General features: G+C 55.9%; 30 protein-coding genes. 9 read left to right on the top strand and 21 right to left on the bottom strand.

Annotated features, from left to right (window positions below; translation table 11 throughout):
* Positions 1–97 precede the first annotated feature (97 nt).
* A complete protein-coding gene (locus tag HKD42_RS09440; RefSeq protein ID WP_170012768.1) occupies positions 98–574 on the top strand; it encodes a hypothetical protein in 477 nt (158 codons plus the stop codon).
* A gap of 33 nt (positions 575–607) precedes the next feature.
* Here the strand turns inward: HKD42_RS09440 and HKD42_RS09435 are convergent, their stop codons facing one another.
* Genes HKD42_RS09435 through ispG form a run of 5 tightly spaced genes read right to left on the bottom strand, consistent with a single transcriptional unit; the run spans position 608 to position 5,233 of the window.
* Positions 608–1,141 (bottom strand): retropepsin-like aspartic protease family protein, encoded by a 534-nt coding sequence (locus tag HKD42_RS09435; RefSeq protein WP_170012766.1) that lies wholly within the window; start codon positions 1,139–1,141, stop codon positions 608–610.
* Positions 1,142–1,150: 9 nt separating this feature from the next.
* Positions 1,151–2,044 (bottom strand): histone deacetylase family protein, encoded by an 894-nt coding sequence (locus tag HKD42_RS09430; RefSeq protein WP_170012764.1) that lies wholly within the window; start codon positions 2,042–2,044, stop codon positions 1,151–1,153.
* A 40-nt stretch (positions 2,045–2,084) separates the two neighbouring features.
* Positions 2,085–2,615, bottom strand: a complete 531-nt coding sequence (locus tag HKD42_RS09425) for a thioredoxin family protein (protein WP_170012762.1) — start codon at positions 2,613–2,615, stop codon at positions 2,085–2,087.
* Entirely contained in the window at positions 2,612–4,063 is a 1,452-nt protein-coding gene (locus HKD42_RS09420; protein ID WP_170012760.1) for a hypothetical protein, read from the bottom strand. Before HKD42_RS09420 ends, HKD42_RS09425 begins: the two co-directional genes overlap by 4 nt.
* Positions 4,064–4,084: 21 nt before the next feature.
* A complete protein-coding gene (gene ispG, locus HKD42_RS09415) occupies positions 4,085–5,233 on the bottom strand; it encodes a flavodoxin-dependent (E)-4-hydroxy-3-methylbut-2-enyl-diphosphate synthase (protein WP_170012758.1) in 1,149 nt (382 codons plus the stop codon).
* 343 nt (positions 5,234–5,576) lie between these two features.
* Here ispG and HKD42_RS09410 point away from each other — a divergent pair, with 343 nt between their 5' ends.
* Positions 5,577–6,254, top strand: coding sequence for an OmpW/AlkL family protein (locus tag HKD42_RS09410; RefSeq protein ID WP_170012756.1), 678 nt, complete (start codon positions 5,577–5,579; stop codon positions 6,252–6,254).
* 290 nt (positions 6,255–6,544) lie between these two features.
* Positions 6,545–7,207: a hypothetical protein gene (locus tag HKD42_RS09405; RefSeq protein WP_170012755.1), complete on the top strand. Its 663-nt coding sequence runs from the start codon at positions 6,545–6,547 to the stop codon at positions 7,205–7,207.
* On the opposite strand, the gene HKD42_RS09400 is transcribed toward HKD42_RS09405, so the two are convergent.
* The 4 genes from HKD42_RS09400 to HKD42_RS09385 are packed head-to-tail and all read right to left on the bottom strand — an operon-like array spanning position 7,193 to position 9,219.
* Positions 7,193–7,849, bottom strand: coding sequence for an NrsF family protein (locus tag HKD42_RS09400; RefSeq protein ID WP_170012753.1), 657 nt, complete (start codon positions 7,847–7,849; stop codon positions 7,193–7,195). The genes HKD42_RS09405 and HKD42_RS09400 overlap by 15 nt on opposite strands.
* A 2-nt stretch (positions 7,850–7,851) precedes the next feature.
* Entirely contained in the window at positions 7,852–8,382 is a 531-nt protein-coding gene (locus HKD42_RS09395; protein WP_170012751.1) for a sigma-70 family RNA polymerase sigma factor, read from the bottom strand.
* Positions 8,383–8,440: 58 nt separating this feature from the next.
* The gene (locus HKD42_RS09390) at positions 8,441–8,902 is read right to left on the bottom strand and encodes a DoxX family protein (RefSeq protein ID WP_170012749.1); all 462 of its coding nucleotides are present in this window, start codon (positions 8,900–8,902) and stop codon (positions 8,441–8,443) included.
* 32 nt (positions 8,903–8,934) lie between these two features.
* Complete coding sequence (locus HKD42_RS09385) at positions 8,935–9,219, bottom strand: BufA1 family periplasmic bufferin-type metallophore (protein WP_170012747.1); 285 nt, start codon at positions 9,217–9,219, stop codon at positions 8,935–8,937.
* A gap of 269 nt (positions 9,220–9,488) precedes the next feature.
* On the opposite strand from HKD42_RS09385, the gene bufA2 reads away from it, so the two are divergent.
* The 4 genes from bufA2 to HKD42_RS09365 all read left to right on the top strand — a co-directional run bounded on the left by bufA2 (position 9,489) and on the right by HKD42_RS09365 (position 12,560).
* Positions 9,489–9,767, top strand: a complete 279-nt coding sequence (gene bufA2 / locus HKD42_RS09380) for a BufA2 family periplasmic bufferin-type metallophore (RefSeq protein WP_170012745.1) — start codon at positions 9,489–9,491, stop codon at positions 9,765–9,767.
* A 134-nt stretch (positions 9,768–9,901) separates the two neighbouring features.
* Positions 9,902–10,768: an MNIO family bufferin maturase gene (gene bufB / locus HKD42_RS09375; RefSeq protein WP_170012743.1), complete on the top strand. Its 867-nt coding sequence runs from the start codon at positions 9,902–9,904 to the stop codon at positions 10,766–10,768.
* Positions 10,765–11,559: an HvfC/BufC N-terminal domain-containing protein gene (locus HKD42_RS09370; RefSeq protein WP_170012741.1), complete on the top strand. Its 795-nt coding sequence runs from the start codon at positions 10,765–10,767 to the stop codon at positions 11,557–11,559. The genes bufB and HKD42_RS09370 overlap by 4 nt, the downstream gene beginning before the upstream one ends.
* A 74-nt stretch (positions 11,560–11,633) precedes the next feature.
* Positions 11,634–12,560 carry an alpha/beta hydrolase fold domain-containing protein gene (locus tag HKD42_RS09365; protein WP_170012739.1) on the top strand — a complete coding sequence of 309 codons (927 nt, stop codon included), beginning with the start codon at positions 11,634–11,636 and terminating at the stop codon, positions 12,558–12,560.
* Between the two features lie 15 nt (positions 12,561–12,575).
* Here HKD42_RS09365 and HKD42_RS09360 read toward each other — a convergent pair whose 3' ends face one another.
* Genes HKD42_RS09360 through HKD42_RS09350 form a run of 3 tightly spaced genes read right to left on the bottom strand, consistent with a single transcriptional unit; the run spans position 12,576 to position 15,347 of the window.
* Positions 12,576–13,532, bottom strand: coding sequence for an SDR family NAD(P)-dependent oxidoreductase (locus HKD42_RS09360; protein ID WP_343042297.1), 957 nt, complete (start codon positions 13,530–13,532; stop codon positions 12,576–12,578).
* A 19-nt stretch (positions 13,533–13,551) separates the two neighbouring features.
* Positions 13,552–14,070, bottom strand: coding sequence for a GNAT family N-acetyltransferase (locus tag HKD42_RS09355; protein WP_170012737.1), 519 nt, complete (start codon positions 14,068–14,070; stop codon positions 13,552–13,554).
* 56 nt (positions 14,071–14,126) lie between these two features.
* Positions 14,127–15,347 carry a mechanosensitive ion channel gene (locus tag HKD42_RS09350; RefSeq protein WP_170012735.1) on the bottom strand — a complete coding sequence of 407 codons (1,221 nt, stop codon included), beginning with the start codon at positions 15,345–15,347 and terminating at the stop codon, positions 14,127–14,129.
* Between the two features lie 135 nt (positions 15,348–15,482).
* On the opposite strand from HKD42_RS09350, the gene HKD42_RS09345 reads away from it, so the two are divergent.
* Entirely contained in the window at positions 15,483–16,598 is a 1,116-nt protein-coding gene (locus HKD42_RS09345; protein WP_170012733.1) for an isoaspartyl peptidase/L-asparaginase family protein, read from the top strand.
* A 49-nt stretch (positions 16,599–16,647) separates the two neighbouring features.
* Here HKD42_RS09345 and bla read toward each other — a convergent pair whose 3' ends face one another.
* From bla to HKD42_RS09300, 9 genes are all read right to left on the bottom strand, one after another.
* A complete protein-coding gene (gene bla, locus HKD42_RS09340) occupies positions 16,648–17,538 on the bottom strand; it encodes a class A beta-lactamase (RefSeq protein WP_170012731.1) in 891 nt (296 codons plus the stop codon).
* Positions 17,535–18,002 carry a GNAT family N-acetyltransferase gene (locus HKD42_RS09335; RefSeq protein WP_170012729.1) on the bottom strand — a complete coding sequence of 156 codons (468 nt, stop codon included), beginning with the start codon at positions 18,000–18,002 and terminating at the stop codon, positions 17,535–17,537. The genes bla and HKD42_RS09335 overlap by 4 nt, the downstream gene beginning before the upstream one ends.
* Complete coding sequence (locus HKD42_RS09330) at positions 17,999–18,919, bottom strand: RDD family protein (RefSeq protein ID WP_170012727.1); 921 nt, start codon at positions 18,917–18,919, stop codon at positions 17,999–18,001. The genes HKD42_RS09335 and HKD42_RS09330 overlap by 4 nt, the downstream gene beginning before the upstream one ends.
* A complete protein-coding gene (locus HKD42_RS09325; RefSeq protein ID WP_170012725.1) occupies positions 18,916–19,977 on the bottom strand; it encodes a stage II sporulation protein M in 1,062 nt (353 codons plus the stop codon). The genes HKD42_RS09330 and HKD42_RS09325 overlap by 4 nt, the downstream gene beginning before the upstream one ends.
* Entirely contained in the window at positions 19,974–21,302 is a 1,329-nt protein-coding gene (locus HKD42_RS09320) for a DUF58 domain-containing protein (RefSeq protein ID WP_170012723.1), read from the bottom strand. The genes HKD42_RS09325 and HKD42_RS09320 overlap by 4 nt, the downstream gene beginning before the upstream one ends.
* A gap of 32 nt (positions 21,303–21,334) precedes the next feature.
* On the bottom strand, positions 21,335–22,291 hold the full coding sequence (locus HKD42_RS09315; protein ID WP_170013999.1) for an AAA family ATPase: 957 nt from the start codon (positions 22,289–22,291) through the stop codon (positions 21,335–21,337).
* Positions 22,292–22,293: 2 nt separating this feature from the next.
* Positions 22,294–23,655 (bottom strand): DUF4350 domain-containing protein, encoded by a 1,362-nt coding sequence (locus HKD42_RS09310; protein ID WP_170012721.1) that lies wholly within the window; start codon positions 23,653–23,655, stop codon positions 22,294–22,296.
* Positions 23,652–24,314, bottom strand: a complete 663-nt coding sequence (locus HKD42_RS09305; RefSeq protein ID WP_246236949.1) for a hypothetical protein — start codon at positions 24,312–24,314, stop codon at positions 23,652–23,654. The genes HKD42_RS09310 and HKD42_RS09305 overlap by 4 nt, the downstream gene beginning before the upstream one ends.
* A 140-nt stretch (positions 24,315–24,454) precedes the next feature.
* Positions 24,455–25,354 (bottom strand): prephenate dehydratase, encoded by a 900-nt coding sequence (locus tag HKD42_RS09300; protein ID WP_170012719.1) that lies wholly within the window; start codon positions 25,352–25,354, stop codon positions 24,455–24,457.
* Between the two features lie 187 nt (positions 25,355–25,541).
* On the opposite strand from HKD42_RS09300, the gene HKD42_RS09295 reads away from it, so the two are divergent.
* The gene (locus HKD42_RS09295) at positions 25,542–26,201 is read left to right on the top strand and encodes a c-type cytochrome (protein WP_170012717.1); all 660 of its coding nucleotides are present in this window, start codon (positions 25,542–25,544) and stop codon (positions 26,199–26,201) included.
* Positions 26,202–26,244: the final 43 nt, after the last annotated feature.

Below are 26,244 nucleotides of genomic sequence, written 5' to 3'. Positions count from 1 at the left end.
GCCTTAAGCTGAGGATGAACAAAAAACGCGAATATGGTATTGGCCGCTCATGATAAGATATCTGCTGCTTTCTTTTCTGCCCTTGATTGCTGGCTGCATGGCCAAACAAGAACCCGTATTTGTTGCAACGGCCCCTGTCCCGGTAGCCGCTGCCCCCAAAGCAGCAGCGCAGGCTACATCGATTGATCGAACGCCGACGCGCATTCTGGATCAAAGTGCGGCTGCCAGACTGCTCAGCAATAGCGGGCTGACATTGCAATGGATCGGTTGGGACAAGCGGGGCACGCTCAATTCAGGAAAGCGTGACGGGCAGTTATGGCTCAAAGGGGTGCAGCATGCGCCCGGTGGCGGGCGTGGTTTGCTTACGATTGATGGCCATGTGACAGAGATTGGAACAGGCTATTTCACATTCTCGGGAGAGATTGTGATTGAGGGGACACCGGATGCGGGCCGTATCTGCAAAATGCGCCGTCAGGATTGGCGGTTTGCCATTACAGAAGGCCGTAAATATTGGCGGTTACGCCAGTTTGAATGGTGCGATGGTTTGACCGACTATGTTGATATCTACTTCTAAGGCGGGTGAAGTTAAGACAGCCGGTGCGACCGCTTAGCCGTCGTCTAACGCCATTTGGCCATTGGCGATCTCTACCGATCTGATCCCGCCCAGAAATGACTGACCAAGCAGGGAAATGTCGAGGCCCTGCGGAATTATGATCGCCCGCACATTGCGCTGGGCGATGCCGCCCAATTCGATGCTGTCGATCGTTGTCGCCACGCCGTACACTGTCCCGCTAGCGCCTCTGCCGATGGGGCCAACATCGTCCGGGTTCCACGTAAGGCCAGCATCCAATGCATCGCGTTCGGTCAAGGCCACCACACTGGCTCCGGTATCAACCAGCATCCGCATGGACGCGCCGTTGACATCGATATTGGCATAGAAATGGCCATCCGCGCTGCGGGTGAGGGTATGAGTACCTGCATACCATGAACTGTCTGTTGATGCGGAGGAAGAACCGCCGTCAAAGCCATCGCTGGAAGATTGCCCGCTGCGCTCCACAGTTTCCACACCATCTTGCGCTGGCGTGGCGATGATCGCTGCGACGATAACAAAGCCGCTAAATGCTATGATCCGGTTCAACATGCCCCTGTTTTAAGCGGGTTGGCTTAAGCGCGGGTAAAGAGCGTTCTCCTGCGCCATAGCGATCATCGAACGGGCATGGCGCTGGGCCACGATCCGTTGGTCGTTGCCGTAGCCGCCACCGAGCGCGCTGGCGATGGGGATGCCGCGCGATCTGGATGCTGCCACGACAAATCTGTCCCGCTTTTGCAATCCATCATCGCTTAAGGCCAGACGGCCAAGCTTGTCATCCCGGTGCGGATCAACCCCTGCCTGATATAACACCAGATCAGGGGCGAACTCCTCAAAGATAGGCGGCAAATGCCGTTCCAGCTCTGCCAGATAGGCGGCATCGGGCATATTATCGGGCAGATTGATATCCAGATCGGATCGCGCTTTGCGAACAGGGAAGTTCTTTTCTGCCTGCATGGAGAAGGTGAAAATATCCTCGCGTCCGGCAGTAAGGCTGGCAGTGCCATCGCCCTGATGCACATCCAGATCGACAATCAGAATGCGCCGCGCATCGCCTTCTGCAACCAAGCGGTTCGCCGCCACGGCCAGATCATTAAACACGCAATATCCCGCGCCTGTATCATGCAGCGCATGGTGGCTGCCGGCTGCACTGTTCGCTGCATAGCCATGCTGTTTCGCCAATTTTGCTGCCAGCCATGTGCCGCCATTGGTGTGCCGTACCCGGCTAGCAATATGGGGCGTTACCGGGAAGCCGATCCGGCGTTCTTTGCCCTTCGGCACGGTCGAAGTGAAGACCTGTTCCACATAATCGGGGCAATGGACCGCCTCCAGCCATGCGCGCGGCATAGGTTGGGGCGCGTGTTCCGTCACCGGATGGCCGCCCGAGCGCAGAGCTTCCATGACCAGATAATATTTATCGAATTTGAATGTCCCGCGTTCAGGCGCAGGAGCCATGTAATCGGCATGATGGACAACGTGAAGCAGGGTGTGCGACCTATTCCCGGGCGATCTCAGTCGTCGCCATCAGCGCCAGCTCTTCAAAAATGGCATCTTCGCTGCGGCTGGCAGTGTTGCGCCAGCTTTTTGCCGTCTCGTCATTGAGCAGGATCCCGTCCCACGACAGCAACAGCACCGTTGGCGTCCCTTCGATATCGTCCACACCAAACCGCTCTGCAATGTGCAGATTGTGGCCGTCCTTGGTCTGTGGCATCCCGACATTGATATAGACCAGCTCATAGCGTGCATCGGTTAACGCCTTGAAACGCGGGGTTTCCATCCATCCGGCAAAGGCACGGCTATCGTGGCACCAATTGGCGCCCAGAACCAACAGGACATTGACTTTACGCTGCGCTGCGCGGGCCAGTGCCGCATCCACCGCCGCCGATGCATCTATTGAGGGATCATAGAGGCGCGCTTCCGGATGGTCGGCTTCTTTGGTTGCGGATTCTGTGACACCGGCATGGGTCGCAGTGCATCCGGTAAAAGCGAGCGCACCGAGCGCCGCCCCGAAAATGGCTGCCTTCATCGGTCCTGATGCTCTGCCTGTGCCGCCACAGCCAAGCGTTGAAGCCCCGGAATACCGACTTTCACGGCGTCCTGAAAACCAGCCATGACGGCAAGGCGTGTATCGCCTTCGGCCATCATCTTGGCGACTGTTTTGCCCGTGGGATCGAGCCGTGCTTTCGATAGCCAAGCTGCGATTTTCGGGTTCTTCGACCATGCACCCCGGTTCATGTAATTCGTCAGCATACCCAGCGGATAGGTGTTCGGCGTATCTGTGAGCGGAGAGGGAATACCCAGCGCATTTTTTTCCTCGTCAGTATCGAATGCGACTTCCAAGAAGGCGGTGAGGGCAGCGCTCAGCGTAACCAGCGGCACATGGATTGGCTGGAGAACGACTGTGTCGCCGCGGAATTGCGGGCCATGTATGCGGCTTTCCGTGAACGGCACCGCTGTCGCTGTGCAATCGATGAACAGAGCATCTTGCGGAACTGTTTCCTCGCCATCGGCAAACGTCATACTGCCCGGCGCAATCGCAGAAACACGCCCCCGCCGGATGACATGTTTGATTTTGCGCAGCCGTTCCACTTCGCCTTCCGAAATTGTGGCATAGTGGAACATTTCCGGCTTCACGCTCTCGTCAATCCGCAGCATATGCCCGTCACGCCCGAGTATCTCGAACATCTCGTCGCCGGTTTTTGCTGCCCCGGCTGCTTTCAACTGAGCGATTTGGTTGCCAACAGCGCCTTCAAAGAAGTCTGGTCCGGGCTGGGTATATTTGCGGTTGATCAGCCATGAATCGCGCGGGCAAATCCAACTGATTGTGTCTGGATCAACACCTGCTTCCAGCAGCCAAACACCGGCATCCATCGCTGTCTTGCCTGCGCCGACAATCACGTAATGGCCGGGCAAGTCATCCGCGCGCATCCACAATTTGGGCAGATCACCAGGGATCGTAAATGGCGTACCGTCAGCAACGTCATATTGCGGTGTATGCGTTGCCGGGACCGACGTTTTGTAGAATGTACCGTCGATCACTTTGCGCCGGATTTGAACCGTGGTTTCCTTGCCGGACATGACCTGTTTGACCGTCCCGACCATATTGTCATCTTTGCCAAGATATTCCGATAGCGGGTGATAATCGACCCGCCCGCTGGGCAGGAAACGGCGGTTCATCAGCGTTTCAAAATAGGCTGAAATCTCGGAACCACTGGCGAGCGGGAACAGCCCTTTATTGGGCCCGTGATCATCCACCACATCACCGCCAAATTCCATCGAATTGACCCCGTAAAAGGCTGATGGCTGGTGCAGCGCAACAAAGGAATAGGCATCATTCCAGTGCCCGCCCGGCTTGGCATGCATATCAACAATAGTGATATGGCAGTCGGGGTCTTCATCCAGCAGCGTATCGACAAATGCCAAGCTGACAGCGCCAGCGCCGATAACGAGATAGTCGGTGTCAAAATCAGCCACGCTGCTTTTCCTTTTATGTGATTATTCAGCCGGAACCGCATCGTCTGCGTGCGGGTCGAAGGCGGTGGCTTCACCCGCTTCGATCTTGGCGGCTTTTTTCTCGACCAGTTCAACGATGTGATCGAGCATATCGTCGCTTTCGATTGTGTGATCGGTGACGCCGGACAAATAGACCATGTGCTTTCCATTGCCGCCGCCGGTTAGGCCGATATCGGTTTCGCGTGCTTCGCCGGGGCCGTTGACTACGCAGCCAAGGACCGAGAGTGAAAGCGGGGTTTTGATATGTTCAAGCCGGGCTTCCAATGCCTCGACTGTGCGGATCACGTCAAACCCTTGGCGGGAACAGCTGGGGCAGGATACCACCCGCACGCCTCTGGTCCGCAGGCCAAGAGACTTAAGCATTTCAAAGCCAACTTTGACCTCTTGCTCGGGCTCAGCAGACAATGACACGCGGATGGTGTCACCGATGCCGGCCCATAGCAGGCTGCCCATACCGATGGAGCTTTTGACTGTGCCGCCAATCAGACCGCCAGCTTCCGTAATGCCCAGATGGAGCGGGCAATCCACCGCCTCTGCGAGCCCGTGATAGGCGGCGACGCCCAGGAACACGTCGCTGGCTTTTACGGCAACTTTGAATTCGTGAAAGTCGTGATCTTGCAGCAGCTTGATATGATCAAGCGCGCTTTCAATCAGAGCTTCCGGGCAGGGCTCGCCATATTTTTCCAGCAAGTCCTTTTCCAGACTTCCGGCATTCACACCGATGCGGATTGCGCAGCCATTGGCTTTCGCAGCCCGCACAACTTCTGCCACCCGCGCGCTTGAACCGATGTTGCCCGGGTTGATGCGTAAACATGCTGCACCAGCGTCGGCGGCTTCCAAGGCGCGCTTATAGTGGAAGTGGATATCTGCCACGATCGGGATGCGGCTGGCTTTGGTGATCTTGCCAAATGCCGCAGTGGCTTCCTCGGTCGGGCAGGAAACACGAATAATATCTGCCCCAGCATCTTCGCAGCGCTGGATCTGATTGAGCGTCGCCACCGCATCTTCGGTCGGCGTGTTGGTCATCGTTTGTACAGTAATGGGGGCGTCGCCGCCAACCGGCACGTCCCCGACCATAATCTGACGACACTTGCGGCGCTCGATTGTGCGCCAAGGGCGGATGTCATTCATCTTAGCGGCTCATTTCCTTACGGCGTGGTACACATGGCACACAGTCTAAGCGCACATTCATGCGCGGCAGCATTGCTATCCAAAGCCATATGGAGCCTTTTAGGCGAATTTGCGACACCTAACATTGCCACGGCTTTCCTGTTTTACGGTTGTAGGCGTAACGGGCCGGACAGGAAATCGATCCACGAGCGAATGCCTTTCATAGCCCGTATATTGCAGATATTTCATAACAATAGATTTTGCCTATGAAACTTGGCAGCAATTTCCAATGAAACTTCCTGACCATGTGGCGGATTATCCGGTCAATACTCTGTTTTGGTATTGAACAAGGATGACAAGTATCATGAAGTTTCGCAATGCAGCCCTTTCCGCGGCTTTCGCCGCTAAATTGGTCACTTTCGCGCCAAGCGTTGCGGCGCAGGAAGCGGGCGATGTTCAAGTGAGAGCATTTGTTACCGGCGTTTTGCCTGATGGCGAGATTACCGATGTGGTGGTCGATACTATCGGAGTGCCGGTCGGTACCCAGACCGAAGCATCCGACAGCGTTGTCCCCACAATTGCCGCCGAGTACTTTATTGCAAACAATTTCTCGATCGAAACGATCTGCTGCGTCACGCCGCATGACGTGAATGGTACGGGCGCGATCGCGGGGGTTGAGCTGATCGACAACGCAATCATCCTGCCCGCTACGGTCACTGCGAAATACCACTTCGATCTGGGCGGCATCAAACCCTATGTCGGCGCAGGTCCAGCGTATTTCTTTATCTTTAGCGAGAACGTGGGCAGCGGTGCGCCAGCCTTGGGCATCAACGATGTCGATCTGTCGGACGAGTTTGGCGTCGCATTGCAGGCGGGCGTAGATTTTGACCTAAACGACAATGGCTTGATGTTGAGCCTGGATGCCAAGCGGTACTTCATCGGAACGACTGCCACATTCAGCGACAATAACGGGATATTGCTCCAGACAGAGCACGATCTTGACCCGTGGGTGCTGAGCGCCGGCTTGGGTATCCGTTTCTAGAATCCCGGGTTCGGGCTGCTGAACCCGAACTCTTTAGTCTCCCCGGTTAACAGCGAGAGGGCCGTGCCGCTTTGTCAGCGGCGCGGCCCTCAATTCTTGAGAAAACTATTGGCGCTAAATATGCCCAGAATGGCACAACTGCCCCTTAATGATTGTCTCTGGCCTTATCTGGTGCAGGACAAGACACCGCTCAAGGCAGGAGAAAACCAATTTTTTTTTCAACCATCAAAGACGTAATTTGGCTCGTAGTCGAAATCGCTCGCTCCAGAGCAAGTCGCCTCGCTGCCTTCTTGATCTTACCATACGCTGGCGTTCTCGTCGGGCTCGATGTCGCAGCCCATTACGGCTCACTCACCAATGCAGAGCTTCCGGTTCAGTTCTACCTTGCCTCTGATCGAGGGCTTGGCGAGTTCCTTGAGTATTCGATGACGGGCGCGGTCGCGGTAATGACGCTGCTGCTGTGGAAGACCAAGCGCGCGCCTGTCTATCTGGCCAATTCGATATTGTTCGGCTGGCTAACACTCGACAATTGGACCGAGGTTCATGAGGCATTCGGCAAGAGCTTTGGCCCCGCTTTGGAATGGATCCGCTTTGTGCCGGTCGAAGCCGATCACTTGGCAGAGTTTGTATTGCTGGTTGCTGTCGGCGGACTTTGGCTGATCGCTATGGTGGTGACTTTGCGCACCGCTTCGCAAAGGGCGCTCGCCTTCTCGCTGATTCTTGCCGCATGTGTTGTAAGTGCTGCGTTCTTCGGCGTAATTGTCGACCTTCTGGTTGTCTGGGGTGATCAGAACGCAGCATTCCACGCTTTGCTCGTCTTCATCGAAGATGGTGGTGAATTTGCGATGCTCATACTGGCCTTCCTGTTCACAGTCGGCTTTTTCGATAGCGACTATCGTTCAGAGAAAGCGCATAGGTCCTACCTCCAGCGACCGCCCTTACCAGCGCAATAGCGGAGGCAATGCGTAGCGGCCAATGATAGCGCCGACGAGCACTGGCGCAGCATGCCACAGACCGAGATGGACGACGCCATCAAGTGGGCAAGCAAGGCCGTAAGCAACGGAACCCAGCGCGGTTGAAGCAACGCCAATGTGCATACCTGCTGTATTGGGTGACACTGGTGCGCCTTGGCGAAGCCAAAAGATCAACGCCCCGGCGGTTACAGTGGAGGCGACCAAGCCAGACACAAAACATGTCAGGCCGTATGGGTCATTCAGGGCTGATCCACCATGGTCATGGCCCGCCAACGTCACAAAAGCGGCGAGGGGAAGCACGGCTGCCATCGCCATCGCCCATTTGGGGCCATCATGACTATTGCCAACGCGGGGTGCTGCCATTTTCAGCACGCTGTTGGTGCTGGCGACACCCAAGATAAGCAGCAATCCATTTCCGATAATGAAGAAGGCGGATGCCCGGCCTTCAACGATGCCTTTCCACAGACCATCGACAATATGGACGCCGAGCACTGTGATCACGAATGCCAATGCGATCAGGATCACTCCGTCGCGAAACTTTATCGTGCGGACAGGTTTAAGGTCTGCCGCCATCTGCGCGATCAAAGGGTTGGGTGCTGCCCTTTTCCGTTCAGGTGTCATGGTTATTCTGCCTTCTCAATAAGTGCGGACATCTTTTTCAGACCGCGATGTATGTTCACTTTTACAGCGGACTCTGTTTGTCCGCTTTTGTCGGCTGCCTCTTTGATCGACAGCCCTTCGATTTTGACCATAGCGATCACTTCTGATTGCTTTTCCGGGATTTGCACAAACAGGCGTTCCAGGCTCATACGGGCCAGAACCGCTTCTTCATCACTATCTTCCGGCGCATCGAAATCTTCCAATGCGTCTTCTTCGTTGCGGTACACTTTCCGCAAATGATCAACCCAGCGGTACCGCGCAATGGCGGCCAGCCACGGCAGAAACGGCCGCGTCGGGTCAAAGGTAGCGCGCTTTTTATGCACTGCCATCATCACTTCCTGCACCAAATCATCGAGCTGCGCGGGCGGGCAACGGCGGCGAAAATACCGCTCGAGCCACAATTGCACTTCCGTCAATAAAACGGTGTAGGCCTGTTGGTCTCCCTTTTGAGAAGAGACCATCAAACGGGCCAATGTTGCTTCATCTGCTATCATGGCACCCTCCCTTTAGCGTGTTTGCCCCTTTAAGCGTGTTTGCAAGGTCGCTTGATAGCTACTTCGCCGGGCTGCGCAGTTTGGTTACAGCAGCATCAAAAGAAAATATACCTGCCCCGCGAGAGATCAACACGAGAGCCATAGCGGCCCATAGGCTGTGGACTGCCCACCATGCTTCCGGGAAAACGAAAATCTGAATAACGGCCGTCATAACCAGCAAAGCAGCGGCCCCGAACCGAGTGGCAATCCCGAACGCTATCAGGATGGGGAAGAAATGTTCCGCATAGGTGGTCAGCGGAACGGCAATATCCGGCGACAATCCAGGTAGATTGAACTCTTCAAACAGATAATATTGTGTCTCATCGATTTCCAAAGCGGTCCCTTCGACCACTTTGGTCCGGCCGGAGCGCCAAAACACTCCGGCCAAAGCCAATCGGGTGAGCAACAACGCAAAACTCTCAATAATGCGGCCGGACAGAAATCCGGTTACCCGGTCATAAATAGTGGTGATGCGTTGCATGGCTCAGCTCCCTCGTTTTGTGCGGCTAGTGCTTAGCGGCGGATTGGCTTCAGCGAGCCGTTGCCTTTTGGTGTTTTGATGGTTTCGCAAGAACCCTTGGCGACGAGTTTCCAGGCATTGCCTTGGTAATCGCGGGTCGATGTGCCTGAGCAGCTTGTGCCTGGGCCAGCAGCGCAGTCGTTCTTGCCTGCTTTGGCAACGCCGTAGCATTTTTCTTTGCCTCCGCTTTGTGCTGCAGCCGGGGTGATAGTGAGGCCGGCAGTTACGCCAGCGGCGAGAGCGATACCAGCGATGCGGGCTACGTTGTTCTTGTTCATGTTACTTCTCCTTAAGCGTGAATAATATCGTGCGTCCGGTGAGGACTGTATTTCTGGCCCCGGATCGTGCCGGGAACATTAAGGAGTTCGCAGGAGCGACGATAATCGTTACAAAAAACGAAAAAATATTCGGCTGAACTTTTTCTGTAACCTTTTGCTTAGTCATGGCGAATTGCACCCTGTCCCCCACGGACACGCAGACTTTAAGAGCTCGCCCCAATTCAAATATTCGGGGCATTGTACGGGCCCCAATATTGAAGGATCATATCATGACTAAGAACACAATTTTCGCCGCAACTGCCGCAGCACTTGCATTGTCTTCTGCAACAGCTTTTGCAGCTGATGCGCCAGCTGGCAGCAGCGGCCGCGCCATCAACGCCAATGACACTGTGCATTGCTACGGCGTCCATGACTGCGCTGGTAATGCCGACTGCGCGACGACTGAGAACGCCTGTAAAGGTCAGAACGCTTGTAAAGGCCACGGCTTCAAAGCGATGAAAGCTGGCGAGTGTCTGACTGCTGGCGGCACAATCGGCGACATCAGCTAATTCATAACACAACAGTTTGGCTGGCCGGTTTTTTGGTCAGCTGATCTTGGCGACCCGGCGAAAACCCAACCCCTCCCCCACACTTCGCCGGGTCGTCTTTTCTCTTATTTAGAAATGTCTTTTGGGACCACGGTATGAGCACCATCGCACCATTTTCCGGTTTCGGGCTTGGCCTGCGCCGCACGCATTATCAGGATTTCCTGGAAAGTGACGTGCCGGTGGACTTCGTCGAAGTCATCTCGGAAAACTACATGGTTGATGGCGGTAATCCGTTGCGCATTCTGGAAGAAGTACGCGCGAAAATGCCGGTGATTTTGCACGGTGTTTCGATGTCCATTGGTTCAGCAAACGGGCTTGATTCTGAATATCTGGCCCGGCTGGAAATGCTTGCAAACCGGATTGATCCGCTATGGGTCTCCGACCATTTATGCTGGACCCGTACCAGCGCCCATAACAGCCATGACTTGCTGCCGCTGCCCTACACGCGCGAGGCATTGGACGTGGTTTGCAGCAATATTGATCATGCTCAGGAAACGCTGGGACGGCCGATGCTGTTTGAAAACCCTTCGAGCTATATGACATTCCCCGAAGATGAGATGACAGAGTGGGAGTTCCTTTCTGCCATGTCATTGCGCACCGGCTGTTATTTGCTGCTCGACGTTAACAACATTTATGTCAGCGCGCATAATCACGGCTTTTCGGCGGATGATTATCTGGCAGGAATCCCGGCTGATCGGGTCCGCCAGATCCATCTGGCTGGCCATACCGATGGCGACATCAAGATTGATACGCACGACGCGCTGGTGTGCGACGGCGTTTGGCAGCTTTACGCCAAAGCGCGCGGGATATTGGGTGATGTGGCGACCATGATCGAACGTGATGATGGCATCCCGCCGCTGCCTGAACTGCTCACAGAATTGGACCGCGCACGCGCTCTGGCGACCGGTCCGTCACCAACTGATGGGCCCACTGACGGGCCAACAGAAAGGATTGCAGCATGATAGCCGCGAATAGTCTTGGGGAGCGCCAACAGGAATTTATGGCGCAGGTGTTGGATGATGAGCATCCGCTGCCAGCAGGATGGACTGATCGCCATGCCGCGGGGATGGACATTTACCGCAATGCGTATCGGGCGCGTTTGGTTGATGCCTTGCGTGACACATATGAACGCACGGCGAAATGGGCTGGCGAAGATGCATTCCGCCAGGCCGCAGCGCATCATCTGATCAATCGCCCGCCCAATAGCTGGACCTTGGATGACGCCGGGGATGGTTTTCCCGAGACTTTGCGAGAGCTGTTCACTGGCGATCCCGAAGTGGCCGAACTTGGCTGGCTGGAATGGGCCATGCACCGCGCGTTTGTGGCGGCAGATGCGGTTCCGATGGTGGCCGAGGATCTGGGCAAACTCGCTGCGACATTCGCGGAAGAAGACTGGGGCAATATGCAGTTGACGTTTCTGCCCGGTACGGACCAGCGCTTGGTCCGGCACGATGTGGGTGCGCTGTGGCGGGCACTCGCTGGTGAGGAAGAGCTTGCCGCAGAAGACCGGCCTGAAGTCATATCGGCACAGCCGATGCATCTGGTTGTTTGGCGTGAAGGGGTGAAACCCGTCTTCATGCAAGTGAGTGATGCAGAAGGCCGCGCGCTGCAGATGATGCGGAACGGATCAACCTATGGCGCGATGTGCGCATATCTGGTGGAATCCTTGGGCGAGGAAGAGGCGATCGCAGAATCGGGTGCCATGCTGGGCCGCTGGTTGCATAACGGATTGATTGCGGCGATCACCAAATAGACGGTCGCACCCCTCTATCTGCTTGACCTTGCGTTCTGATCCGGCTCTCTTGATAGATAGTGGGGAGAGAATGTGTGACCAATAGCGAAACCTTTGAACTTCGGTTTGCCAAACCCAGCCTGCGGATGCGGTTGATGGAATGGGTTATCGCCAAACGCGGCAGCGACTTTAGCGATGCAGCCGCGATCAAAGCCAATGTTCCAACACGTGCTTTGCCCGCAGACGCGCCGATGCCAGATAGTTTTAAGCAGCGTTTCAACGTGGAGCTGTGGGAAGCAGAAGGCCAAGCGGTTGTCACTCTACATCCCAAAGCGGGGAAGGGTGCCTGGCACATTATCTATTTTCACGGTGGCGGTTTTTATATGCCGATGTTCAAAGAGCATTGGCCGCTGGTGGCTGCGATGGTCGAAAGCACGGGGGCAAGCATCAGTGTGCCGCTCTATCATATCATTCCGGAGCATGATTATCACCCGGCGAACAAGCAGGCGGCCGCGGTATATGAGACGGTCGCGGCTGAATGGGGCGATGATAAAGTCGCATTGTGCGGCGACAGTGCAGGCGGCAATATGGCCGTGTCGCTCGCGATCCAGCGGCGTGATGCGGGTAAGTCATTGCCGGCAAAACTGATCCCGTTCGCCCCGTGGCTCGATATGGCTATGACTGACCCGGCGGCCCGCAATGTGAATGATAAGGACGTTATTCTCGATATAGACAGCGTCAAAGTACTGGGCGAGTGGTGGGCCGGGGATCGCGGGGTCGATCATCCCCATGCCAGCCCGCTAAATGCAGATTTGGCAGGCCTGCCGCCAATCGCGATTTTCCAAGGGCGGCACGATATTTTCGTTATCGATAGCCGCACTTTTGCGGACAAAGCACGCGCTGCCGGGGTGCCGACCAAGCTATACGAATATGAAGGCGGGCCGCATGTTTACATGGCGCTGACCTTTACCCGAGAGGCCAAAGACACTTTCGCGTTGGTGAAGGCGTTTCTGGACGAGTAAGCCTGCCAGAACGGATCAATAGGCGAATGTTTCGCCTACCATCTGTTCTGACACGGCCCATAACCGTTCGGCTTTGGCAGGATCGAGAGCGTAGGATCGCACGCCATCTTTCTGGCTGACATCATCTATCGCGGCGACATGGCAATCTTCCAGATAGACGCCGCCTTGTCCGTCCAATTCCGCCGCCGTTGCAGCGTAGCAGGTCGTGGCCGCACCTTGCGGAATAGACTTCAGGCCGGGCCCATCACCGGCATTTTCTTTCACGCGCTTGGTCATCCATTCCATATCTTCCTGGGTCATATGCCGTCCCAGATTGGTCATGATACCGCCCGGGTGCAGAGCGTATGATTGGATGCCATGCCGCGCGAGGCGGCTGTGCAACCCAACAGTAAACTGGATGTTGGCCGTCTTTGATTGGCCATAGGCGGCCCATTTTTCATATTCGCGGTTTTGGTAATTAGGGTCATCATGGTCCACATCCGCAAAGACATGGCCGCGGCTGGAAAGGTTCACGATCCGCGGTTGTGTGCCTTTCTTGATCAAGGGCACCAGCAAATTGGTCAGCAGGAAATGGCCAATATGATTGGTCCCGAACTGCATTTCGAAACCGTCAGCAGTTGTGGCAAAAGGGCAGGCCATTACGCCAGCATTGTTGATCATCAGATCGATCCGGTCGAAGCGTTCATTCGTTTCTTTGGCGCAGGCGCGCACGCTGCTGAGAGAAGCCAAATCACACAGGATCGTTTCCACCGCATCACTGCCGCTGCCATCGCGAATGGCTTGTGCGGCTTCGTCCAGCTTGGCTTGGTCACGCGCGGCGATCACCACATGCGCCCCTTTGGCGGCCATTGCGCGTGCCGTTTCTTGGCCCAGACCGGATGCGCCGCCCGTGATGAAAACGAGTTTTCCGGTCAGGTCTTTGCCTTCCAGCACTTCGTCAGCCGTGCTTGTCGCGCCAAAATCGGTCATCATCTTCTCCTGTAAGGTGCGGCTAAGAATCCAGTCTCAGCTCGTATAGAAACTCTGCATCGCGTTGGTTGCCGACCCAGAAGCCGATATCCGCAATTTTTGTGAAACCGTACCGCGCATAGAAACGCTGCGCACCATAATTCTCGCTATAGACGGATAGCTGGACGGCATCGGCGCTATGTTCGCGGGCTTCCGCTATGGCCCAGTCGGTCAGCGCAGCACCGATCCCCTGACCGGTCCGACCAGCCGCTGTATAGAGCTGGTTAAGGCTCATTGGCCGTTTCGCGTCTGAATGTTCAGCATAGCTGCTGCGGCGGGCGATCTTGCAAAAGCCGATCAATCCCGTCTCATCTTCCGCCAATTGATAGATCAGGTTTGGCTGGTTGAAATCGCTGGTGACACCATCGATCGAATAGACCTGCTCCAGAAATGGATCGAGATTTTCGGCAGAATAAAGATGCGCAAACTTGGCGCAAAAACTGCTGCGGCCCAGTTCTGCCAGCGCGGGGATGTCTTCCAAAAAAGCGGGGCGCAGGATCATGATCCTACGCCCCTACTTATGTGCGACCCTTTTTGTGAAGGGCTATTTTGGCGAATTTACTTCGCTTTGGTTGCTGTCTTGCGAGCAGCTGGTTTCTTTGCAGGAGCTTTGGCAGGTGCGTCACCGTCCATTTGCTCCAGCTTCTTGGCTGCCCAATCGCGTCCGCCAAGACCGAAGGCGAGAGCACCGGCAACAGCGCCGCCGATTACCAATGCGCCGAACGCCATGTCTACGATTTCACCGCCAACACCCATCTGGCCAAGGCCCATGAATGTGAACAGCAGGATTGTGGCATAACGTACAACCGAACCGGCCACTGATGCACCGCTTGCACCGCCAACAATGTTGGCGAGAAGGTTAGCAATCAAGAAACCGATACCGATGACGACTGCACCGAACATTACGTTACCGCCTTGCTCAAGCACTGTGTTCAGGATGTTGGTCAGTTCAGGGAAGCCGAGCAGCTTGGTCGCCGCAATTGCGAAGAACAAGATGATGGCAATCTGGACGATCCGTGAAACAACGCCGGAAGCGCTGGTACCAGCTGGCAACAGACCCATTGCATCGACCGAACGGTCAATACCCAGACCTGACAGCAGTTCTGACAGGATACCAACAGCGAACTTGCTGATCATGTAACCTACACCCAGCAGAACGCCGGCAGCGATGATGTTCGGGATAGCATTCAAGATCATGCCGAGCATTTCGGTCGCCGGGCCAGAAATGGCTGCGATATTCAATACGCCAAGTGCTGCAATCGCAACCGGAATAGCGATGAACACATAGATAATTGTGCCGATTGTTTTGCTGATTGTAGTGTTGCCGGTGACGTTATCTACGCCGCCTTTATTGGCCCACTTGTCCAGATCAACAGTCTGCATGGCAGTGGTTGCGATGTCGCGAACGATGCCTGCAATCATCAGACCAACGAACAATAGGATGCCAGCGCCGAGAAGGTTCGGGATCACATCCATCATGTTGTTGAGCAAGTTGTTGATCGGTGTGGCAACCGCATCAAGCTCAAACACTTGCAGAATGGCCAGCAGACCAAACAGCCAAATGAACAGCGAAACAATTTTGCCAAGCGATTCGCCGACGGATGTACCCGTCGATGTGCCGCGCTGGAGGAAAGAGATCTTGTCGACGAGTTTTGCAAAAGTCCATTTCGCCGCTTTTGCAAGTAGCCAAGTCACGATGAGAATGAGGAGCGCTTTGACGCCCACAGTGGCTAGGTTGACCGCTAGCTCCTGATCGAATTGATAATTACCGAGTGGCATATGTATAGTTCCCCTAAGGTTCGATAGCGTCCAGTTTGGCGCTGCCCTGATTTAATAGTAACACCCCTGTTGTGCGTCAGAAAAGGCGCACAAAGACATTTGTAAAATGCACGAATTTTCGGAGAATCATACCCCATGAAGCACCATTTTACATTTCTAACCGCGTTTATCGCGTTTTCATTTGCCACTTCTTCATCATTTGCTGTCGCCCACGATGATCATGCGCATGAGGAATATCAAACTTGGTCGATAGCGATTCACGGCGGAGCGGGCACTATGGACCGCGACAAGATGACTGTCCAGCAGCAGGCCGAGTATGAAGCGGCGCTGCAATCAGCGTTGGATGCCGGCGCTGAAATCCTTAGAAATGGCGGAACTGCAATGGAGGCTGTCCAAGCAGCAATCGTTCCGATGGAAAATGACGCCAAGTTCAATGCCGGGCGCGGTGCGGTGTTCACTTGGGAAGGCGAAAATGAACTGGACGCCGCGCTGATGGATGGTGCGAGCCGCAAAGCGGGTGCGGTGGCCGGGGTTAAATCGGTTAAGAACCCGATTCTGCTCGCCAATGCGATCATGCAGGATGGCCGCCATGTGTTTCTAAGCGGGGCGGGGGCGGAAGAATTTGCCGGAGATGCAAAGCTGGAACTGGCCGGGCCGGAATGGTTCGCAACCGAACGCCGTCGCGAAGCTCTTGAACGAATGAAAGAACAGCAATTAAGCGTACTGGATGTCGATCATAAATTTGGCACGGTTGGCGCAGTGGCCTTCGATAAAGAAGGCAACCTTGCGGCGGGTACCTCAACCGGGGGATTAACTGGCAAGCGGTGGGGCCGGATCGGGGATGTGCCGGTGATCGGCGCAGGAACCTATGCAGATAATCGGTCTTGCGCGGTATCTGCCACTGGCGCGGGCGAATATTTCATTCGGGTTGGCGTCGCACAGGAAATCTGCACCCGGCTGCGCTACCGCTTTTTGGCGGATATCGAAGCGGCGCAGCGCTCCGTTCCGCTCGATGCGGACGGCGTGCCTACATATCTGGTCCATGCCAGCGAGTTTTCCCTCGATGCAATCGCGGTTCAAGAAGAAGCCGATGCCGTCATGGCAGAAGTGAAAGACCTTGGCGGATCCGGCGGTGTGATCGTCGTGACCCCTGATGGTGATGCAGTGTTTAGCTTCAACACACCGGGAATGTACCGGGGCCGGGCAACCAGCGCAGGTGTGAACGAGGTCGCCATTTTCGCCAGCGAGTAGGGCTCTAAATACCTTGCAGCCTACAACATGATCTGGCGATCTGTACCTGTTACTTTACGATCCGCGTAAGTGCGCGCCCGACCTCTGCCAAAACATTCAGTGCGGCCGGGTCCATGCCGGTATGGGTATCGCGCGCTCTGTAATACACAGCGAAGGTCAGTGGGGCATGACCCACCGGCTCTACAAAGCCGATATCAACATACACACTGCCCATCCCTGGCCAGAGGGATGTTCCCGTCTTATCGCCAGCGACCCATGTGCTGGGCAGGCCCTTGCGGACACGGTCCCGCCCGGTGGGCGTGTCGACCATCCATTGTTTGAGAGTGTCGCGATTGGCCTGCGATAATGTGTTCCCGAACAATATGGCCGTCAGTGTGCCTGCCATCGCATTGGCACTGGTCGTATCGCGCTGTTCCCCGACCGGTACGTTGTTAAGCGCGGGTTCTGTGCGGTCTAGACGGCTGACGCCATCTCCCAACGCTCTCCAAAATGCCGTCAGTTTTTGGGGGCCGCCAAATCGCTTTAAAAGGATGTTGGCAGCGGCATTGTCGCTATATTTTTGGGTGAATTCGGCCAATTCGCGCAACGTTGCCCCGTCTTTCAAACGGCGTGTGGTGAACGGGGAGACGAACATCAAATCGTCCTCAGTCCAAGTCACGCGCTCATCTGCGCTGACGATCCCCCGCTGGTCTTGCAGCAACACCAAGGCGGCCAGAGACATTTTGAAGGACGAGCAATGCGGGAACAGCGCATTGCCATTATAGGATGTTATTTGGCCGATGGCTGTATTGCGGATGGCAACACCCAACGTTCCCCCGGCGGCAGCCTCTATGATCCTGAACTGGCTCGCTACGCGCACGCTTTGGCTGGCATCAAGCGGGATACACCCGCTGGCAAACAATGCTGCCGATCCGGTGACAAAGTTCCGCCGCGTAGTCATCGCAGTGACAATCCCATGCACAGGCTAAACTCATCTGACACATAATCATCAAACGCCGGACAGACCGCGAAGCCATGCTTTTGATAGAGGCGGTGTGCGGGCTGAAAGGGCTGAGTGGCGCCGGTTTCCAAGCCCACCCAATCGTACCCGCGATCCCTCGCAACATCGAGCAAATGGATCAAAATTGCCTCGCCTGCACCCTGACCCCGAAATTCGGGGGCTGCCCGCATGGCTTTCAGCTCTCCCCGGTGGTCATCAAGATGTTTGATAGCGCCGCACGCAGCCAGCGCTCCATCCGACCACGCGGAATAGAAAGTAACGTCAGGCTGCTTGAGCCTCTCCACCGGCAGCGAATTGATCTTACAGGCAGGCGACCACTGATGCATCTCGTCAAGGTGGAGTTTGAGCAAAGCAGTTGTTTCTGCGCCGCTGAGATCATCCAGACGAAGGCTGAAATCGGTCATGCGAACTTATCTGCTTTGCGTTTGCCGAAGCGCATATCGGTTTCCAGTCTCGCCCGCAGCTGGGCGTAGAATGCTTCCAAGAAGGCGCGTTCGTCACCCGATCCGGGGTTCCAGCCGATCTTGCGGCAAATTGTGTCCGCCACGGCGCTTACCGCCTCGGCTTTGCCGTCACGCAGAACCCGTTCCAAAGTTTGCAATTCATATTCGCCATAGACGGATAATTCATCGTCACCGAATTTGTATTGTGCGCCGGTGAGCGTGCTTGCACCTGCTACCGCAGCGCCTTCGGTCGACAGAACATCGACCAGTTTTTGCTTGGGCGCATCAACGACCCAAGTGCCTGCAATCAAGTCCCCTGCTCGCATCGCGTCTTTGTTGAAGAACGGAAATAGCAGGAACACAGCAAACCAGACCATTGCCGCCCATCCTGCCGGGCCGCCTTCGCCTGTTGGTGCGGACAGGATCAGAACCAGCGGCAGGAACAGCTCGATATCCCGCAGCAGATTGCGGGCAATAACCGCTTCCGGCGTCAACCGGTCTCCGTCGCGCGATGCCACCCTGACCCCGACGATACGTTTGCCCGGTGTTGCTCCGCGCGGGCCCATTTCAAAAAACATGAAATAGCCGTTCCACGCGAAAAACCACATGAGCGACCATAATACGAACAGAAACTCGACCGATCCGGGTAGTTCCTCCAGATTACTCTCAACCACAGACCCGCTCACAACAAAGACAATCACCAGCGTGATCGTCAGCGTGGTCATGAACAGGATCATGAAATCGAGCATCAACGCGCCGGCCCGGTTCGCCCGTGATGCGATGGTTAGCGGCAATCCAACGCCCTCTGGCGTTATCATCACGCGTTGCCGTTTTGCGCGGCGCTCTCGCAATTGGGATGGGAGGCGGGACGCGCTCATTGCGCGGCGCCTTTTTTACTGCGTCCGAACCCGAAGAAATACGCCATCCAGAACAGCAGCATAAAGATGCCGATGATGGCGCGGGCCTCTGTTCCTGCCAATTGGCGCGGGAACGCTTCCAGCAATGCGGCAAAGACCAGCATCAAAACGACACCGATCATCACTTGGGCAGCGCGCTGTCCGCTTTCGGCAGCAGCGGCAATGATGGACCGTTGGCCGGGAAATGCCATCTTGCGCCCGATATGCATCCCCGCCGCCCCGGCCAGCAAGATCGCAAACAGCTCTGTCGTTCCGTGGACGCTCAGCCATGCGGCGAATTCCCAAGTCAGACCTTGGCTATTATACAACCACAGCATCGCCCCCAGCACTGCCATATTGTGGATGAGCAGCATCAGCGATGGGATGCCAAATGCAAAACCCAGCGCAAACGCAAGGATAGAAACGCCGGCATTATTGGTGAACAACTGGGCCGCAAACGCGGACAGGCCAGAGGCGCTATCTTCCACTTTCAGACTTTCCAGCAGCACCTCGCGGCTGGCCCCTGGCACGCGTGTGTCCGCGAATTGGCCGGGAACAAGGCGGTAATACCATTCGGTATCCTGCGCCACCAGCAACCAGCCCGTGATCGCGCCAGCAACCATCACAAATAATGCGATGCAGATGTCCAGCCAGATGGCCTGGATTGACCGGCTAAGCTGGCCGCCCAGAAACTTGCGGAACCACGCAAACAATCCCTGTCTTGGGCCATAAACCTGAAACCAGGCACGCTGCACCAATGTCTCAAGATATGTCAGGGTCGCTGCGTCGAGAGAGGTTTCGCGCGCCACGGAAAGGCTGGATGCAGCCATTCGGTACAGCGCCGGCAACGCCAGAACATCTTCATCGGGCAGTTTGCGCAGACGCCCTTTTTCCAGCTTGAGCAATATCGCATCAAGCCGCTGCCAATCTGCCTCTCTCTCCAACCGGAATCGATCGGACCGCAGAGCGGCCTTCTCGATTGACGGAGCGGTCGCCATTTCGCTGGGTTTGCTAAACATGGCGAGGGTGGGCACTTTCATCCGATGGCTCCACTGCGTTTGATATTGAGGTAGGAATCGATCAACCGGTATCCGATTTGATCCCACGGTGCCTCAATAATATCGACACCCATCTGGCGCAGCCGCTGCAGCACAACCGCGCGTTGTTTGGCCAGCGTATCGGCAGTGACCGCCACGGCCAGGTCATCCAGAGTATTGGGCTGGGTATCAGCCAATTCTGACAGTTCCTGATCTTCGATTGTGACAAACAGCACGAGATGTTTTTCAACCAAGCGCCCGACGCTTTCGATCATCATTTCCGCGCCGGTCGGGTCGGTGAAGTCGGTAAACAATATGATCAGCGAACGGCGTTGCAATTTTGCAGTGAGCGATGCCAATGCCAATGTGAAATTGGGCTCCTCTGCATGATAATCCAGCCCGGCTGCTGCGGATTGCAATTGGTAAAATGCGCGTGTGTCACCGACAAACGGGGTCATCACTTCGGGACGCTGGGCAAAGCCGAACAAAGACACGCGGTCCCCGCCTTTCAGCGCAACATAAGATGCCGTCAGCGCTGCTGTGACCGCGCGGTCAATCCGCGGTAAACCGTCAACCGGTTCGCACATTGCCTGTCCGCAATCGAAGGCAAAAATGATCTGGTTGTTGCGCTCGCTTTCATTTTCGCGGGCATACAGCTTGGTATGACGGGCGCTGGCTTTCCAATCGATCCGCCGCCGATCCATTCCTGCTTCATATTCGCTCAGCGCTTCAAATTGTGTGCCTTCGCCGCGAATGCGCCGCGCGATCAGGCCAAATTGCGCATCACGCAGATAGTTCTGGAGTTCTGGAGAGCGGACTGGAGACAGATCGGGCCAAATCCGGATTTCCTGATCCAGTTCCTGCGATATTTGCCGCGCACCTAAGCCGAGCGGCCCGGCCCAACGAAGCCACATTTTTGTGATGGGTGCTGTCCCCCGCCGGATGGGCACGGGTTTAGCCTCGCCATACCAACTGTCACTGTCGGCGGATTGGCCCAGCGGCATTTCGATCCGGCCATCCGGCTGCAACCGTGTGTCCACCGATAGGGCCACATCCGGCCGGGCGCGCGAGCTACGGCCCGCAAATTCCGCCAAGCATCCAAGCTTCAATGGCTCACCCACCTCGCTATCGGCGGGATGAATAATACGGGAATCGACCAACTTGCCCGCCAGTAAACCATCCAGCAGCACGAGTACGAGCAAAGCGACAGCCGCCGCTGGCACAATCAGCCAGGCATCAGGCGCTGTGGCTGCAATAATCAGCGCAATCGGCGCGGCGAGAGCTGCCAGCCATGCCGTTCGGCCAGTAGGGAGGATGGGAAAATTCACGAGTGTTGTTTCTGCTGTCCCTGATCAATCCCTTAGCGGGGCGCTTCTGTGCTTTCGACCAGATCGGCCACCAGATCTTCGACCTGGCGTCCCTCAATTTCTGCGGCAGGGCTGAGCACAAGACGGTGCCGTAAAACAGATGTGGCCAGTGCCTTTACATCGTCAGGAATAACATAATCCCGGCCCGCCAAAGCCGCGCGGGCGCGGGCTGCATTGGCCAGTAATACGGCAGCACGCGGGCTGGCACCGCTCGACAATTCGGCATTTTCACGCGTCGCTCTGATCAGCCGAACGATATAATCCGTGACTTCCCCTGCCACGGTGACGGCAGACAACGCGCTGCTCGCCTCGGCAAGTTTTGCAGGGTCTGTGACCGCTGTGATGCCAAAATCTGCGGCGCGCTGCGGTCCGCTTTTGTCACCGAAGCGGCTGACGATTGCAGTTTCCTGTTCCAGCGTTGGATAATCGACCAGCAGTTTAAACAGGAACCGGTCCAGCTGCGCTTCGGGTAACGGATAGACGCCTTGGTTCTCGATCGGATTTTGCGTGGCGACAACCATGAACCGATCCGGCAAGGCGTGGGTTTCGCCATCCAGCGTTACGCGCCGTTCCTGCATCGCTTCGAGCAATGCCGCCTGTGTTTTGGGCGGCGTCCGGTTGATCTCATCGGCGAGCAGCAACTCGCAAAAAATCGGGCCGCGTGTCAGCGTGAAACTGCTGGTTTGGAAGTTGAACAGGTTAGAACCCAAAATGTCGCCGGGCAGCAGATCGGGCGTGAACTGGATGCGCCCGAAATCAAGGCCAAGAGCCGCAGTAAAGCACTGGGCCAGAAAGGTTTTCGCTGTCCCCGGCGGACCTTCGAGCAGAACGTGTCCCTGGCTGATTAATGCCACCAGCAAGTGGTCTATGGTCGCATCCTGACCGACGACAGCCTTACTTACTTCGCCTCTGATGGCGTCGGCCATGCTGCGCACATCGGCTAAACTCATAGTCATTGGGTGATCATCCTTTCGAGGGATTTAAGCGCAGCGGCAGCGCGCAGAATGTCGTTTGGTGTTCGGGCGCTGCGCAGATTTGCAGCACTTTGGCGATAGGACGGAGCCTGCGGAAAGCGCTTTGTCAGAGCGGCGTCGATGGTGTCATCATCAGGATTGCGCAGGGCCAAAGCGCGGCCAATCCGTTCACGGGTCATGTCCAGATAGGGGGCTGACAGCAAATGCAACCGGCGGCTGCGCTGGATGAAGCCGGCGCTGTTTGTGACCAGCTGCGCTTTGCCAAACGCAATGGAGCGGCCCTCTGCAATTGCGGGCCCAAAGCGCCGGAATGCCCGCCACGCAATCACGATCATCGCGATGAGCAGGCACAATGTCGCTGCCAAAAATGGCGGGGTAATCGCCAGCGTCAGAAGGTTCTGTGTTGCACCCAAACCATTAAGAGTGAGGTCAAATACCACCGGCAGGTCTTCATTATTCATGGCCAGATCGACAACTTCATGCGCCAATGCAGCCCGCGCCGGATCGGCAAAACCATAATTGTTGAACAGATCTGGCTCGGCCACAAAAACTACCGGCCATTTCGGATTGTAGTAATCGTCGTCATAATATTCGTCTTCACCTTCTATCCGGTATCCATATTCATCATATTCCGGTTCGGCTTGGGCGGGCTGATTATCTGCAATACCTGCCGCTTCATCCAGTGCAGCGTATGATGCGCCATCCTGGATATACCCTATCAGCACGTCGCCATTTGGCTTGCTGACCAAGGCTTGAAAATCTGATCCGGCAAGTGACATAACTTGGGTGGGGTCAGGCAAAGTGCCTGCGCTGCCCAGCCCAGACCAATGGACGGCTTGGCCCTGCATATCTGCGATAGTGGCAGCAATATCCAGCGGTTGTTCAAGGCCTTCGACCCAGCCCGGTGGGTTGCTGCCGAGCAAAGCAACCCATCCCTTTTTGGTATCCCCCGACAGGGTCGGCTCTACTTGGCGAGCGAACCATTTGGGCAACACGACTATGGTCGGACCCAAATATCGCCGATCATCGATGATGGCCTGAATATCCTCCGCCTCAGCGAAGGATGGCGGGGTAAGAATCAGCAGGGCTTCGTCTTTCAGCCGGCCTTGGCTTCGCGATAAAGAGACGTCGTGTCCTTGCTCTTCCAACAATTGGGCGATGGCGGCGTAGCCATTGAGGCCTTTGCCCGACCCGTGAGCGCCGCCATTATTGCTGCCGCCGCTGCTGGTCTGTCCTGTGCCAATAAAATACAAGGTCGCGATAAAGGCCACGGCACCAAATAGCAGCAAACCAAAGACCACTTTCGGGTCAAAAGCACGGGGGGTGGCAGATGCGCTCATCGGGTTTTGCCCCGCAGGCTCTGCAACGCAAAATCGGCATAGGCTGAGCGGGCCGCCTGCCAATCGTCTTTACCCAGCGTCTTTAGCGCAAAAATGCTGTTTTCAACACGGCTCGCAATGGTGCCAAATGCGATCCGGGCTGCTTCTGGCAAGGCGGGTAGGGCTGCCAGCTCTCTCGCTGTGCTGGAAGGTTCAACCCATTCCGGTCTTGCAGACGCAATCTGACCGACACTGCGTTGCAACAACAAATGGGTGGCTGCGTCATATTGCCCCTCTGCCGCCAACCGGTCGGCATCTTCGAGCAAAGCGATGGCGTCGCTCTGCTGCGGGACCCACTCTTCCTCAATTTCAGGTGACTGGCTAGCCCGCAAATCCAATATCGGCGCGAGCAACTTCCAAAGAATATACAGTAATAACAGCGCTGCGCCCGCAATCAGCACCCATTTGAACACTGGCCAGGAGGCACCAAACAACTCCGCAACGGGCGTAAAGACGTTGCTGAGAAATTCCTCCACATCCTTCAGCCAACTTGGCGGCTGCACGGGTTCTGGGGTTTCAATCGGCTTGTATTGGATCGTCTCGTCGCCGCGCACGGCTTCATAACCGCCATCGGCTTGAGGCGCTTCGTTGGTCGCAATAGGGCCTGTTGGCGTAGTCACAGCTGCAGTGGTGGCAGAGCGTCTCAACCGGTGCAAGCTATAGCTCCGGTCAAACCACTCATTTTCAATAGCAATCGCCGTCAACGGTTGGGCCCGCCGCTCCTGCCTTCTGCCACCCTTTGGCGTAAAGGGCAGGTCAGCTAACCGCGGGGCCGTGCCTGACGGTATGAACCCAATATGCGCAGTTCTTTACAATGAAACGCCAACTCTTCGAGAGCACGGTCAACCGCGGGATCGCCTGGTGCGCCTATAATATCGGCATAGAATGTCGTTGCAGAAAAGCTCACGCCCTTTTGGTAGCTTTCCAGTTTGGTCATATTCACGCCATTGGTCGCAAATCCGCCCATCGCTTTATACAGCGCGGCCGGGATGTTTTTGACCTCAAAGATGAAAGTTGTCATCACCGTACCCTCGGTAAGGGTTGCGGGGTCGAGCGGCTGCGGTGCAAGAATGACAAACCGCGTCGTATTGTCGTCGCTGTCTTCTACATTATTCTCGACGATCTCCAGATCATAGAGATCGCTCGCCAGAACCGGCGCGATGGCTGCCAGACTATGATCGGCGAGTTCGGCAACATGGGCCGCTGCACCCGCAGTATCGGCAAAGCTCAGGGGGACAATTCCCCGCTCACGCAAGAAAAGCCGGCTTTGTGCCAGTGCATGTGGGTGGCTGTAGGCAGCTTTTAGCGGACCTTTCGCACCGGGCAGGGCCATCAAAGCATGGCGAATGCGAAGGAAATGCTCGCCCACGATCGACAATCCGCTTTCGGGCAACAAAAAATGGATGTCCGCCACCCGTCCGGCTTGCGAATTGTCGATCGGGATCATCGCACAGCCCGCGCGCCCGTCTTTCACCGCATCAATCGCGTCGGCAAAGCTGAAGCAGGGAAGTGGTAAAGCCTCCGGGGCCCATTCATTGGCAGCGCGATGGGAGTTGGCGCCCGGCGAACCCTGAAATGCGATGGCGCGCTCCGGCTGGGCCATCGCGGCCTGTTGCAATTGCTCGACCATTTCGAGGGCGGGTTTAGGAAAACTATGCATTGACCGTCCGACTAACGGCGGGATCGCGAGCGGGCAATATCGAAAGTGATTTGTATCGCGGGTCGATTTCGCGGGCACAGCGTGCGATCAATGCAACAAATGATGCAATTGTGGGCCTTGCAGTCTTGCAATCTACTCCCTAAAGCGGCGCCAATCACACCAGCTAATTTACGCGGAATATTGACGCATGGACGATCGTTTTAACACAGCCTCCGGATGGGTCCTGTTCGCAGGCATTATCGCTTTGGGCCTCTCATATATTTCTTCAGTGGTGTTCGAGACTGAACGCCCTGAAACCCTGGGTTATGCAGTCGAAGTTGCCGAGGAAGCTGGCGGCAAGGCTGAAATGACGATGGCTCAAGCGCTGAATATGGAAGAAACGACGATTGAGGCTGGCGAAAAAGTATTTGCGAAATGTGCGGCTTGTCACACCATTACACCAGGCGGTGCCAACGGAATCGGGCCGAATCTTTACGGAATTATGGGCAAGCGTATTGCTGACCCTGCGACCGGTTTTGCTTACAGCACAGTATTGGCTGAAAATGGCGGTGTTTGGGACTGGGAAAATATGAACGCGTGGCTGAAAAGCCCTAAGACGTTTGCGAATGGTACGAAAATGAGCTTCGCCGGTCTTTCCAAAATCGAAGACCGTGCAGCCGTGTCGTTGTACATGAACGGAACCAACCAGAATCTGGCTGTTCCTGATTACGTTGAAGAGATCGTTGAAGAAGCGGGCGCTGAAGACGGCGCAGCAGAAGCGGTTGAAACGGAAGCAGAGGCTGATGAAGCCGGTGCTGCAGAAGCAGAACAAGACGCCGCCGCAGAAGTGGAAGAAGGCGGCGCGTAAGCTGGCTAGAGATAGCCTGAGAACGCCTGAGACACCCTTAGAT

Origin of the sequence: Pontixanthobacter rizhaonensis, from assembly GCF_012972675.1 — a bacterium.
Lineage (GTDB): Bacteria > Pseudomonadota > Alphaproteobacteria > Sphingomonadales > Sphingomonadaceae > Pontixanthobacter > Pontixanthobacter rizhaonensis.
The sequence above is the reverse complement of the archived record's forward strand: the minus strand, read 5'-3'. Positions and strand labels throughout refer to the sequence as shown.